This is a genomic window from Streptomyces shenzhenensis, from assembly GCF_021462265.1.
GTDB classification, from domain to species: Bacteria; Actinomycetota; Actinomycetes; order Streptomycetales; family Streptomycetaceae; genus Streptomyces; species Streptomyces shenzhenensis.
This window is the reverse complement of sequence record NZ_JAJONF010000075.1, coordinates 1-11,708: the sequence shown is the minus strand read 5'-3', so window position 1 is coordinate 11,708 and position 11,708 is coordinate 1. Positions and strand designations below refer to the sequence as shown.

General features: G+C 68.5%; 13 protein-coding genes and 3 pseudogenes. 8 read left to right on the top strand and 8 right to left on the bottom strand.

Annotated elements, in window-relative coordinates; genetic code table 11:
• Window position 1 precedes the first annotated feature (1 nt).
• The 5 genes and pseudogenes from LQ326_RS44500 to LQ326_RS49005 form a co-directional block, all read right to left on the bottom strand.
• Window positions 2–862 (bottom strand): alpha/beta fold hydrolase, encoded by an 861-nt coding sequence (locus LQ326_RS44500; protein WP_234544829.1) that lies wholly within the window; start codon window positions 860–862, stop codon window positions 2–4.
• A gap of 267 nt (window positions 863–1,129) precedes the next feature.
• A complete protein-coding gene (locus LQ326_RS44495; RefSeq protein WP_234544828.1) occupies window positions 1,130–1,492 on the bottom strand; it encodes a hypothetical protein in 363 nt (120 codons plus the stop codon).
• A gap of 143 nt (window positions 1,493–1,635) precedes the next feature.
• Window positions 1,636–2,079 (bottom strand): hypothetical protein, encoded by a 444-nt coding sequence (locus LQ326_RS44490; protein ID WP_234544827.1) that lies wholly within the window; start codon window positions 2,077–2,079, stop codon window positions 1,636–1,638.
• Window positions 2,080–2,462: 383 nt separating this feature from the next.
• Window positions 2,463–2,987 carry a YceI family protein gene (locus LQ326_RS44485; protein WP_234544826.1) on the bottom strand — a complete coding sequence of 175 codons (525 nt, stop codon included), beginning with the start codon at window positions 2,985–2,987 and terminating at the stop codon, window positions 2,463–2,465.
• Window positions 2,988–3,185: 198 nt separating this feature from the next.
• A pseudogene (locus tag LQ326_RS49005) lies at window positions 3,186–3,254 on the bottom strand (TetR family transcriptional regulator); the annotation flags it as partial.
• Between the two features lie 23 nt (window positions 3,255–3,277).
• Between LQ326_RS49005 and LQ326_RS44480 the strand changes: the two are divergent.
• On the top strand, window positions 3,278–3,718 hold the full coding sequence (locus LQ326_RS44480; RefSeq protein ID WP_308402163.1) for a TetR family transcriptional regulator C-terminal domain-containing protein: 441 nt from the start codon (window positions 3,278–3,280) through the stop codon (window positions 3,716–3,718).
• A gap of 226 nt (window positions 3,719–3,944) precedes the next feature.
• Here LQ326_RS44480 and LQ326_RS44475 read toward each other — a convergent pair.
• Both LQ326_RS44475 and LQ326_RS44470 read right to left on the bottom strand, forming a co-directional pair.
• A pseudogene (locus LQ326_RS44475) lies at window positions 3,945–4,158 on the bottom strand (aldehyde dehydrogenase family protein); the annotation flags it as partial.
• A gap of 542 nt (window positions 4,159–4,700) precedes the next feature.
• Window positions 4,701–5,276 (bottom strand): TetR/AcrR family transcriptional regulator, encoded by a 576-nt coding sequence (locus LQ326_RS44470; protein ID WP_234544824.1) that lies wholly within the window; start codon window positions 5,274–5,276, stop codon window positions 4,701–4,703.
• Window positions 5,277–5,596: 320 nt separating this feature from the next.
• On the opposite strand from LQ326_RS44470, the gene LQ326_RS44465 reads away from it, so the two are divergent.
• From LQ326_RS44465 to LQ326_RS44440, 7 genes and pseudogenes are all read left to right on the top strand, one after another.
• Window positions 5,597–5,947: a universal stress protein gene (locus tag LQ326_RS44465; protein WP_234544823.1), complete on the top strand. Its 351-nt coding sequence runs from the start codon at window positions 5,597–5,599 to the stop codon at window positions 5,945–5,947.
• 508 nt (window positions 5,948–6,455) lie between these two features.
• Window positions 6,456–6,896, top strand: a complete 441-nt coding sequence (locus LQ326_RS44460; protein ID WP_234544822.1) for an SsgA family sporulation/cell division regulator — start codon at window positions 6,456–6,458, stop codon at window positions 6,894–6,896.
• 497 nt (window positions 6,897–7,393) lie between these two features.
• On the top strand, window positions 7,394–7,900 hold the full coding sequence (locus LQ326_RS44455) for a hypothetical protein (RefSeq protein ID WP_234544821.1): 507 nt from the start codon (window positions 7,394–7,396) through the stop codon (window positions 7,898–7,900).
• Window positions 7,901–8,095: 195 nt separating this feature from the next.
• A pseudogene (locus tag LQ326_RS49000) lies at window positions 8,096–8,618 on the top strand (transposase); the annotation flags it as partial.
• 446 nt (window positions 8,619–9,064) lie between these two features.
• Window positions 9,065–9,961 carry an alpha/beta fold hydrolase gene (locus LQ326_RS44450; protein WP_234544843.1) on the top strand — a complete coding sequence of 299 codons (897 nt, stop codon included), beginning with the start codon at window positions 9,065–9,067 and terminating at the stop codon, window positions 9,959–9,961.
• Window positions 9,962–10,528: 567 nt separating this feature from the next.
• Window positions 10,529–10,825: a hypothetical protein gene (locus tag LQ326_RS44445; RefSeq protein WP_234544820.1), complete on the top strand. Its 297-nt coding sequence runs from the start codon at window positions 10,529–10,531 to the stop codon at window positions 10,823–10,825.
• Window positions 10,822–11,247 carry a DUF6262 family protein gene (locus LQ326_RS44440; RefSeq protein ID WP_234544819.1) on the top strand — a complete coding sequence of 142 codons (426 nt, stop codon included), beginning with the start codon at window positions 10,822–10,824 and terminating at the stop codon, window positions 11,245–11,247. The genes LQ326_RS44445 and LQ326_RS44440 overlap by 4 nt, the downstream gene beginning before the upstream one ends.
• A gap of 265 nt (window positions 11,248–11,512) precedes the next feature.
• Here the strand turns inward: LQ326_RS44440 and LQ326_RS44435 are convergent.
• The coding region (locus LQ326_RS44435) for a hypothetical protein (RefSeq protein ID WP_234544818.1) at window positions 11,513–11,708 on the bottom strand (196 nt) is incomplete at its 5' end.

The following is an 11,708-nucleotide window of genomic DNA, read 5'->3' as shown; positions in this document are numbered from 1 at the left end:
GTTACGGATGAAACGTATCTCGAACCGCACAGCGCAGGAACGCCAGCACGTCCTCCGCGAACTGTCGGTGGTGCTGGAAGAGAAACCCGTGACCGGAATCCGGATAGATCTTCACACGTGCGTTCGGCAGGGCACCGCCCAGGAGATGCAACGCGCGGGGGGGAACGACGAGATCGTTGCTCCCTCCTGCCACGAACACCGGGTGGTCGACGGCCGCCAGTCGCTCCAGGGCCCCGTGGGCGGGCACGCCCCACTCGACCACGGCTTCGTACTGTGCGGCACGGGCCGCTGCCCGGACCGGCACGTCCCGCTCCCGCTCGCGTTCGATGTAGCGGCCGACGAACTCCAGACCACTGCGCTGGCTCGTCCCGGTGTGGTTGAAGAAGGTGTAGAGGTAGTCCTGGATCCCGAGCCTGTCCACGCCGGCATGCGCGAGGACGTCGTCCGGGTAGCCATGTATTCCGTGGGCTCCCCGGGGAGCCGTGGCCGCAAGGACCAGACGGCGCACCGAGTGAGGACGCAGCAGAGCCAGTTCTTGTGCGACATATCCGCCCATCGAGTAACCCAGCAGGTCCGGCCGCCGCACGTCCAGGGCCTCCAGGAAGGCCACGGTGTCGGCGGCCAGGTCACGGATGGTCCGGCAGGCCGGTCCGGTGCTGAGCCCCACGCCGGCGCTGTCGAAGGCGATGACGTCGTGCTCGACGGCGAGGGCGTCGATGAGCGCGGTGTCCCAGCTGTCCAAAGTCCCGCGGAGGTGGGACAGCAGCACGAGCGGGGGAGCCCCGAAGGGTCCGCAACGGCGATAGGCGTACCGCACCCCGTTGGCGGCTTCGATTGCCTGGTTGGGCTCGTCGACGTACATCTCGTTCCTTGTCGTGGAGGGCGGCGTGGAGATCGCACGAATGAGGTCGAGTGTGCCCGTCCGTTCAGGCCAGGCCATCGGCCATTTGACCGTAGGCCTCAGCACAGACGTCCCCTCTCGTCGAAGGTGGCTGCCGTCACCCATCACACGGACGAGACATCGGGCCACGGCCGCACCGTCGTGGTACGGCGGGGATGACGAGTCGGCCGTGTGCGGCAAGCCGCGCTCCCCGCAGTGGAGAGCCCGGGCCGGGTGTCGCGGCTTCGGCTACTCGCGCCACAGCCAGGTGAGGCGCTCGTAGAGCGGCTCCAGTCCGGCGCGCAGCATGTTGTGGAGAGATGTGTTGTGGGGGCCTTCCGCTCCGGTCTCGGCGACGAGCCATCGGCAACCTGCAGCCAGGGCTGCCCGGGCGCGGGCCGTGAGCAGTGCCGACTGCGCTCCGCGGCCTCGGCCCTCCGGGAGGGGCGCTCCGCCGAACACGTCCGCGCACAGTCCGTTGAAGAAGACTCTGCCGACCGCGATGATGCGCTCGTCCTCCCGCACCGCGTACTGCCGCCAGTTCGGCCTGCCTACACACGATGCGGCCATGTCGATCATGCCCGGCGTGGTGAACCCGAAGGTGGTCATCATGACGGTGGCCCATTCCTGCGCGTGGTGGGGCTCGACCGAGCCCACACGCAGTCCGGGGTCGAGCGCCGCGACGCCGTCCGCTGCGGAGAGTGTGCTCTGGATGTCACATCCCAGTTTGACGAGACGATTGCCCGGGGTGAGGTTCAGTCGGCGGTTACGGCCCAGTACGGCGGCTGCAGCGGCGGCGCAACCATGAACGCCCCCTGGGAGACGCCCTGCCGGCGGTAGAAGCCGCACACCTGCGCCACGACGTCTACGGTGATCGGCTCGCCTGCCCCGAATCCACCGGCCCTGTTGAAGAAGCGACTCGGGTCCTCGCGGATCGCCAGCGCCGGCGCCGACCCCACATGCAGCGAGCCGATACCCAGTGCCTCTCGCAGCGGCGCGGCGGCCCCGGTCACGAAGTCCGTGTACGCCGCGATCTCGGTCTGCTCGGCCAGCCCGAACGGCACGGTGGCCGTCATGCCAAGTCTCCCCCGCTCTTGGGTGTGTACGAAGTCCGGTCCGGCTGCGGCGAATCCGTCGGCTTTCTCGATGTGCCCGAAGTGGCCGCTCTCGCGCAGCTCGCACAGCCGTGCGTCCGGCATTCCGTCTTGTATCTCGTGGGCGAAGCGGTGCGGACGGTAGCGTCGGCACGTCGACCGCGCCGAGCCGGCCCCGTACGCCCCCGCTGACCGGGAGCCGGAGTACTGCTTCGGCGAAGCGCCCGTTCAAGCGGCGGCGCAAGGGGTGAAAGCGCAGGTCCTCCGTCCGGCAGCCATCCGCCTGCCAGAAGATCGGCCATGCTACCCAGCAAGGCGCACGGACCACATCTTCATGTCTCGCGAGGTGAGAGGACCGCGACACCGTGGGCACCGAACGACCGGCGGTGGACGGCAAGGGTGGTCGGTGCACGGCGGCTCTTCAGGTACAGCGGCAGGGCCGGCCGAGGCGCCGGCTCTGCCGCGGGGACACGCGGGGACACGCGAGGTCAGACGGCGTGCTCCGAGGAGCGGTGCAGCGTCAGGTCGAGTTGCACGGCCACCTTCCGGCCGACCAGGAAGGACGGTCCGTAGCCGAGCCCCGCGGCCCGCCGGTCGAGCACGGTGGTGGCGACGGCTTCGGCTGTGGCGTCGCCGTGCTGCTCCGCCCGGACCGTCAGGTGAACGTCACTGGTGACCTCACGCAGCGTCAGCCGGCCCTTGACCAGCCAGGTACCCGGCTCCTGCGGTACGACGGCAGTGGAACGGAAGGTGAGTTCCGGATGGGCGCCCGTGTGCAGGAAGTCCTTGCCGCGCACATGCGTGTCCCGCTTCGCGTGGTCGGTGGAGAAGCCGGTCGCATCCAATGTGGCCGTGACAAACCGGGGAACCCCGTCGGCGCCCACGGAGACCTCGGCGGACACGATCGGGAACCGGCCGTGAACGGTCTTGAAGATCAAGTTACGGACGGAGAATGCGGCGGTGCTGCCGGTCGGCTCCACCGACCATGTACCGGCCTGGATCGTGTTGGACATCCTGGACTCCCTGTTCTTCGGGCGACGGAACGCCCCCTTCACGGAAGGCAATCGGCGACGGCGGCGAACCACCGGCAGCTGCGCCGCAGCCGACGCACGCCGTGCCGCCGTCGTGGAGGCCGCCTCCCGGCTCTTCCCGCGGCATCGGCCGGTCCGGTCCTCGGCGTAAGGTGCAGGAGTGACAGCCTTGAAATGGTGCAGCAGTCCCGTCTGCGACACACCGGCAGCCCTGGCCACCTGCGCCAAGGACGTCCGGTGGTAGCCCTGTTCGACGAGGCAAGGACGTCCTCCTGCTGGCCGTTCTCGGTTTCCACGACCGGTCGCGGGCTGCCCGCTTCGACCCGCCCGCCCATGGCCTCAGACGGCTCCTCGACCACATGCTCGACGCGCTGCAGGAAGAAGTGCGCTCCCCGGGACTCACCCGTCTGTTCGCGACGACCGCCGGTGAGGCCACCGACCCCGCCCATCCGGCGCACGACTACTTCCGGCGGCGGTTCGAACTGATGAGGGAGAACAACGCCCGCGCGGTGCGGGCGTCCATCGAGGCAGGGCTCGTCAGGGCGGACGTCGATCCGGAAGCACTGGGCCGTGCCCTGGTCGCGGTGGCGGACGGACTGACGGCGCAGTGGCTCATGGACCCTTCCTTCGATGTCGTCCAGCACGTTCGCAAGCACCTCGAGATGCTGATGCGGGGCATCGTCACCGACGGCGGCGGACTGACCGCGCCCTGAAGCCGTTCGGCCGGGTCATGGGTCTCTGGGCCAGTTCTGCTCCTGTGCGCTGTGGTGCTGTCGGCGCACGTGGCCCTGCACAGGAACGTCGTACGCGCGCTCGCCGGGAATGAGGTACTCACCTCGAGCGGCGCCTTCCGTGCCCTGCTCAGGCGGCGGCACGGGCACACCGTGTGCTGCCGGTGAGCGCCTCGCTCCTCCGCTCCTGTTCACCGAACAGGAACGGTCAGCCGGCGATCGTCTTGTACTCGGCGTACCGGCCCAGGCCGACCGTGCCGAACTCCCGCCCGATGCCGCTGTTGCGGGGCGCCGTTGACGGAGAAGGTGCCGGTGCGGGCGTTCCTGGCGATTTCCAGGGCGCGGGCCTCGTCGGCGGTCCACACGCCGCCCCCCAGGCCGTAGGGGGAGTCATTGGCGATGCGCTCCGCGTGGTCGTCGTCGTGCACGCGCCGGGACCGCGATGCCGTCGGTACCGCCGCCCGGCCGGCAGGGGCCGTGTCGGAATCCGGGCGGACAGCTATCTCAGAAGCCGGCAGGGGGCGCCCGCCGGGGAAGCCGAAGGACGACGCGCCGCTGGGTGACCACCATGCCTGGCGCGAGCAGCGCCGCCGTCGGTCCTCCGCGCGCACCTGTGCCGAGCACACCAACGCCGAGTAAAAGCAGTGGCGGTCTCTGCAGCGATTCACCGGACGTGGCGAAACCTGCACCGATACCCACATGCCATCGCCGGGCTGGTCTCCGGCCGCTCCGCCCGGCGGCCCTCCGCAAGCCCAGCACCGGGCTGCTCTGCGGGGGACACAAGCGGAGTCCGATGGCTGTGGTCCGAACACGTGCGGGCGCAGGCGCAGGCTGACGCAGGCGGTGGGCGCACACGTACATGTGTGGCAGGTGCCATGCCGAAGCCTGACGGCGGTCACATGCAGCGGGAAGCACCTGTGCTCGGCCGCCGGAGCCGGCTTCGGCGTCGCGGCCGGGTACGGGATCAGCGATCGAGGACGTCGAGGGCCAGGTCGAGGGACCTCATGGAAGCGGTGGCGTCGCCTGTCACTTTTCCGCGCAACGCGCCGCCTTCGAAGGCGTCGATCAGGAAAGCTGCAAGGTCACCAGCGGGTTCCGTGGACCGGATCTCGCCTGCCTGCTGTCCTTGCCGGATCACCTCGGCCAGAACGTCGCCCCAGGCGGAGATACTGCCGCGGACCGCGGTGCCGACTTCTTCACCCGCCGTCGGGGTCTCGCTGGCCATGGTGACCAGGAGACAGCCGAACTCGACGCCGGTGGAGCTGGTCCGCTGAGCCTGGCTCGCGAAGTGCGCCCGCAGCCGCTCACGCGCCGAACGGCCGTCATCCCGCTCCAGCATGCTCAAGTCCGTGGCGCGGCTGTACTGGCGGACGATCTCGGCCGCGAGTTCCTGCTTGCTCTTGAAGTGGTTGTAGAACGACCCCTTCGGCACCCCGGCCGCACTGGTGATGTCCAGCACGCTGGCGCCATGGAAACCCTGACGACGGAAGACGGTCTCCGCGTGCGCGATCAGCTTTCCCCTGACGCTTACCTGAGGCATCCGCTCAATATGGCCGGTCGGCTTACCGTTGTCAACTTTCCGCAACGCGAGCGACCGGCACTCCGGCCCCCCTCCGGCAGTGCCCGGTTCCGCGCCGCCTGCCGCCCCGGTCGCAGGGTTTCCCCAGGCCCCGGGGCGCCGCACCGGGTCTGCGGGCGGACGGGGCATGCACAGCGCCTGGCGTCACCAGAGCCGTCACCCCCCGCGCCTCTTTGCCGCGCTCCCAACCTGGAGCGGCTGCACTTGACGTGCAAGATGACCGGTCATATTGTGCTTGTCGCCTGTCCTGCCGGGCCAAGCCGACGAAGGAGAACACCCCCATGTTCGAACGCATCCTGGTGGCCCTCGACCCGAGCCCCCCGCACGAGTCGGCCCTGCGCCTGGCCGACGCTCTGGCCCGGCCCGCAGGAGCCGGGGTCCGCGTCCTGCACGTCGCCCCGTCCGCCGTGGCAGGAGACACGGCGGCGCCCCTGGAGAACGACGCCGAGCCAACGGCACTCCTCGAGAACGCGGTACGCATGCTGCAGGCCAGGGGAATCAAGTCCGAGGGCCGACTCGCTCACGGTCTGACCAACCTGGTGCCGTCTCTCGTCTCCGACGCCGCCGAGGAGTTCAAGGCCGGCCTCCTGGTGCTCAGCCCCCACCACCGCGGACCGTTCGCGGCCTGCTGACCCCTCGTGTGAGCGATGCGATCGCGCACACGAGCGACATCGCAGTCCTGCTCGCACCGGAGGCCCCCGCGGACCAGCGGTGACGAACGACGGCCCGAAGCCCAGCCGGTCGGCCTGTGTGCCGGCCCGGCGGCCGCAGGAAGGTGAGAACCACACCGTTCACACCGGTCTCCCAGGAGGATCGATGAACAGGCCCAGCCGGACCTGGCCGCCATGGTGAGCTGCACTGACCATCTGCGGATGTCCTGACGGCAGCGTCAATGCCGCTTCGCCCGGACGGCGTTCCGCGACTGCCGTGAAACCGTCCCACGGGCGGGTCTCCCGACCTCGGCGTTCCGCCCCCGTCACACGGACCGTCCAAAGTTGCGCGACAGCGATGCCCAGGTCTGTTGCACACATGTTCACTGTCGCCGGCGCGACAGCCGGCTTGCCGCTCACGCTCACGGTGCAGCGGCGGCGAGGCCACCGCCGGGTGGGCACCGAGACAACATTTCGAAGGAACGGACACATGGATCAGCAGGGGGCGCCGCATCACCCGGAACGACTGACGCTGCTCACCACGCTCCACAACCTGGCGGCACCGCCCGAGAGCGCGACCGTCGTGTGTCGCTTCCGGTACGCCCCGGAGAGTCCCTACTCCGTCCGTCTCGACCTCGTGACCTCTCCAGGCGACCAGGTCACGTGGGTTATCAGCCGCGACCTGCTGCTGGCCGGAACGGAAGAACTCAGCGGAGAGGGCGACGTCAAGATCTGGCCCTCCCGGCAACGAGGAGACGCGCCCTCCCTCTACTTGCGGCTGGAGCGTCCGCACGTCACCGCGATGTTCGCCACCGAGTTGCATCCGATACGCCGGTGGGTGCAGGAGACCTACACCATGGTGCCCGCAGGCGGGGAAAACCTCCTGGTGGACTGGGACACCCTCACCGCGAGCCTGCGCCCTCCTACGTGAGGCGCTGTACGGGCGAGCCCGGTAGCTGTCGACGTCTGCCGCGAGACGGCATGCCATCCGGTTCACCTCTGATACCGGGTACGCGTCCCGGGGCAGCACCGATGCCCTGAAGTCCCTGAAGCGCCTACCAGGACCTCGTGCACCCCGTGCAGAGGTGCACCACGGACTCCGGCAGGTTGCGGATGGCCTGCACGGAGGGGAACGGTCCCACGACGTTCCCCTCCCCTGACGAGGCGGTCGGCGCATCCGCCGACGACCGAGCGGCAACGGACGGCGGACCGGCAGGAGACCCCTCACCACAGATACGTATTACGCAGAACGCACGATCTCCCCTATTGTGTCTTGGGACACTGCTGTTCGCTGTCCCTCGGGAACCTTTCATCGCTACATCGGTCGGCCGCGACGCGGTCCCGTGAGCACGATGCGCGGGTCATCCACACACAAGGGAGAAAGGGCTGTGCCCAACAAGTCAGCCAGCCACGGTGCGATCGCGGTACATGGAGCAAGCCGCGTCGGACCTGGAAGAGAACCGCCGCCAGCAGCAGGACCTGACCGCCCGCCTGGACACCCTCCGGCAGGAGGAGACACTGCTGCTGAACATCCTCAGTCTGGCCGAGGACTCAGCGATGGTGCCCGAGCAGGCACAGGGCGAGGAAACCCCCTCCTCACATGTCCCGTCCGGAAGCCCGGCCACCCAGGCCACCGCACCCCGACCAGGGAGGTCCGGAACCAAGCGGTCCGGCAGCGGTGCACGACGGCCGGGCAAGCAACACCTTCCTCTCCTCCAGGACCTTCTGCTCGACATCCTGAAGGGTTACGACGAGCCGCGCCACGCCGCGGAGCTGCGCGATGCGCTGATGTCCGAGCATCCCGAACGCATTCCCACACCACAGGTCGTGCGGAACACGCTGGAGAGCCTGGTTGCCAAGGGGCTCATCGAACGGCACAAGCAGGGCCGGTCGGTGATGTACACCGTCGTGACTCCGGGCGAGGACGTCCACTGAGAGGCACGCATCGTCCGGCGCCACCCGTCCCGCACGCACCGCGCGGCGCCACGGCAGACACAGGCGGCTGCAGCCGAGTACGAGCCGAGTACGGACACACAGCGCTACCTGCTGGCCCGGAGCTTCCTGGAAACGCTCCTCCTGCGCAGCACACGGAGCGTCAACGAACACACCATCGCCCTCCTCAACAAGACGGCCTCTAAAGGACCCACACACGAGGAGACCTCCACGCATCTCACCGAGGTGCACGGCGCGGAGAACTCCAAGTCCACAATCTCCACGATCACCGACAGCATGACGGCCGGCATGACGGAATGACACAACCGCCCACTGGACAACGTCTACCCGGTCGTCTTCATCGACTCCCTGAACGTCAAGGTCAGGGACGGACAGGCCGCCAACCGGCCCATCTGCATGGCGATCACCGTCACCACCGAGGGACACCAGGACATCCCGCGCCTGTGGATCAACGACGGCAGGAAGGACCCGCAAGGCCGCCCGAGCCCGGAGACACTCCCCCACCGACCAGGCCGCCCTCAAATGCGTCCACCTGGCCGCCATGAGCCTCGACCCGACCCGCACCGGACACAAACGCTGGACCATGCACTGGAAGGCCACACTCCAAACCTTCGACATCACCCTCGACGGCCGGCCCACCGCCGGACACCGCCGAACACAACCAACCAAGTTCCACCGTTCACAACACAGACCCGTCTGAGACTGAGGTCGTCCACCCCGCCGAAACCCGAATCGGCCGCGGCAGTGATCCGTGATCAGGTAGGGTCCTTGCCATGTCCTACATGTTCGTCCGCCTTCGGACCGCCTAAGACGCCTGCCGCCGCAGTCGCTCAGCGACCGGCGTCAGTCGGGGAACCCGCAGGAGATCACTGAGGTCTCATGACACTGCCCTGCGGGTATCGCTCGGCCCTGTCCGTCGACGCGCACCTTTCCCGGTGAGCGCTTCCACCCAGCATGCTGCCGCCCCTGACGGGCTGGCATGCGCTGGTTGACCGCTGCCACCGGCCTGCGTGCGCCCGGCCGCCGAACCGCAACACGCCTGGAGACAGGTGCGCGTTTCTCCTTCACCTTCGGCGGCTCATCGCGCCGGCACCGGCCTGTCCGGCATGCCTGCCGCGCCGCCCACCGGACATTGGACTGACCCGTATGACATCCCTCTCCACCAACTCTTCCTCTCCGCAGCAGGCCCGCGATGCGAATACCACTTTCGTACTCGTGCACGGCTCTTGCTCCAGTTCGCTGATGTGGGCTCCTGTCCAGCGCGAACTGGCGCTGCTCGGCCATCGCAGCTTCGCCGTCGACCTGCCGGGGCACGGCTTCGACGCGCAGTACCCGGCCGCCTACCAGGCCCCGCAGGACATCGACGCGTGGGCGGCCGAAGCGTCGACGCTGGCCGGGGTCACCTTGCAGGACAACGTCGACATGGTCATCGAGGTCGTCCGGCGGGTGGCCGTGCACGGGCCTGTGGTACTGGTGGGCGCCAGCCTCGGCGGAACCACCATCACCGGTGTAGGCAACACGGTCCCGGACCTGGTGAGCCGACTCGTCTACATCTCCGCGTGGTCGTGCGTGCAGCGCGCGAACCCCATCGAGTACATGCAGGAACCCGAGTTCGGCGGCAACCTGCTGGCCCCACTGGCCGCGCTGAATGTCGGCGACCCCGCCGAGCTCGGCGTCGGCCGGGCCAACTACCGCACGGCCGACCCGGATCTACTCGCCGCACTCAAGGCGGCGATCATGGCGGACGGCACCGATGAACAGTTCCGGGCCTTCCTCAACCTCCTGCAGCCGGACGAATCCCTGGCGGTGATGATGGCCGACGCACGCGGCCACACCGAAACCTGGGGCACCATCGCCCGCACCTACATCCGTCTCACCGACGACCGGTCGCTTCCCGTCGCCATGCAGGACCGTCTGATCGCCGAGGCCGACGCCTTGACGCCCGACAATCCGTACGACGTGCACACCCTGGCCACCAGCCACGTCGGGTTCCTGCTCGATCCGGCGAAGGTGGTCGGCATCCTCGATCAACTGACCGTCTGACTCCAGAAGGCGCAAACCACCAGCCACCGCGTTGAAGGGGGCAGCCAGCCTGCTGCCCCCTTCAACGAAATAGCCCCACCGGCCCCCGCTCTCAGCGTTGCCAGTTCTCAGCGACATTTTCGAGCTGCCTGATCGCCAAGTGCAACCGAAAACCGTCGACAAACGTTGCCTACTGCCACCTACAAAATCACCTGTGACTCGCGACGTCGTCCCGGTCTCGTTTTCTGACCGCGATCGGGATGTTCGCCATATCGCATCAAGTCGGTCTGGAGGGCAAGTGGCACGCACGTTGGTCATGGGGCAGCTCAGGGTGCAGGAGGTACGGCATCGGGACGGACGGCGCTCGTACACGCTCCTTGAGGCGGGTGGAGGCGTCCATCCGGCAGCGGATCGGTACCTCGCCCAGTACGCCGGGGCAGGTACGGACAGGACGTAAGCGTACCTGCTCGTCGATCACCTGCGGTGGATGGAGCAGGAGGGACTGTCTCTGGAGACCGTCGGGTTCCGGGATCTGCAGAGGTGCATGGGGGCGGTCGGGGCCCGTGTGCCGATGCCGCTGGGGACGCCGTGGCGGGTCGGCAGGAGCCGTACGGCAACAGCGCGCTGAAGACGGCTGCGTCCTGCCTGAAGGGCCTCCATCTCCACCAGGCCGCGGACCAGGTCTTCGAGCCCACCGGCCGGGCCATCGACGGCCTGGAGAAGGCCCTGGCCGGTCTCGGTCTTCTCGACCAGGCCCTCGCCTTGGACCTGCGACGGCCCCAAGACTACTTCGGCCGCGTCTGGAGCACCGCGTTCCGAGCCACAGACCTCGCCGCTGCCGCCGAAGACGCCCTCGACGCCGACTGGCCCGAGGAGGAGGAATGACGACGGCAGTGCCCGCGTCCCGCACGGCGAACGCGCTTGAGTCCCGACGCCGCAAAACCCAGGCTGGCCTGGGGCGAATACAGACCACCCTGGAACACCTGGCCGGGACGAAGACGCCCATCACGATGGCCGCCGTCGCCCGCCACGCGGATGTCTCGCGCACCTTCCTCTATGAGCACGCCGAGGCCCGGACTCTCGTCGACGAGGCGATCAGCCGGGCCGCCGGCCGCCGCGTTCAGGACCGGCAGTCCGATCACGAGGCGATCGAGGCGTCCTGGCGTGAACGCGCCCTGAACGCCGAGGAAGCCCTCAAGAGACCGCGCACGAAGAGATCCGGGCCCAACGCGAGCAGATCGGCGACCTCCTCGGCCAGGTCAGGGACCTACAGACGCAGTGGAGCGAGGAGGACATCGTCCGCCTAACCACCGAGAACGCCGACTTCACCCGACGCATCCGCCAGCTGGTGGCGGAGACGAAGTCGTTGACCGACAAGCTGGCAGCCGTCCGCGGCAACGCCCGCTTCGCCGACCTCGAAGCCCAGCTCCTCGAACGGGAGCTCACGTGATCCACTCGCCTAAGAGTTGTCCCGCAACACTGGGTTCGTTTCCAGCGCCTGCTGTGGTGACGGCGCGCCCCTTCGCTCCGGGGCCTACCGGAGGCTAGGCCGCAGGCCGCCGTGGGAGGCACTCAGTCCAGAGCAACGGTCACCGCCTCAGACACCGCCAGTCCCGCTTCCTGGATCCGCTGACGCATGTCCCCTTCGTACAGCCAGGCGCAGGCCTCGATGGCTGGGGAGAGTTCGGCGAGGATCAACGCCGCACGCTTCGGTACGTGGGTTTCATTCCTCCAAGCTCTCCCGCAGCGATCGATCTCCTCCTGCAGG

Coding starts and splice junctions, on each gene's coding strand:
- LQ326_RS44495 (WP_234544828.1), bottom strand. CDS start 1,492: ATGATGACCACCTTCGGGTTCACCACGCCGGGCATGATCGACATGGCC.
- LQ326_RS44460 (WP_234544822.1), top strand. CDS start 6,456: ATGGATCAGCAGGGGGCGCCGCATCACCCGGAACGACTGACGCTGCTC.
- LQ326_RS44465 (WP_234544823.1), top strand. CDS start 5,597: ATGTTCGAACGCATCCTGGTGGCCCTCGACCCGAGCCCCCCGCACGAG.
- LQ326_RS44490 (WP_234544827.1), bottom strand. CDS start 2,079: ATGCCGGACGCACGGCTGTGCGAGCTGCGCGAGAGCGGCCACTTCGGG.
- LQ326_RS44485 (WP_234544826.1), bottom strand. CDS start 2,987: ATGTCCAACACGATCCAGGCCGGTACATGGTCGGTGGAGCCGACCGGC.
- LQ326_RS44440 (WP_234544819.1), top strand. CDS start 10,822: ATGACGACGGCAGTGCCCGCGTCCCGCACGGCGAACGCGCTTGAGTCC.
- LQ326_RS44450 (WP_234544843.1), top strand. CDS start 9,065: ATGACATCCCTCTCCACCAACTCTTCCTCTCCGCAGCAGGCCCGCGAT.
- LQ326_RS44500 (WP_234544829.1), bottom strand. CDS start 862: ATGTACGTCGACGAGCCCAACCAGGCAATCGAAGCCGCCAACGGGGTG.
- LQ326_RS44455 (WP_234544821.1), top strand. CDS start 7,394: ATGGAGCAAGCCGCGTCGGACCTGGAAGAGAACCGCCGCCAGCAGCAG.
- LQ326_RS44470 (WP_234544824.1), bottom strand. CDS start 5,276: ATGCCTCAGGTAAGCGTCAGGGGAAAGCTGATCGCGCACGCGGAGACC.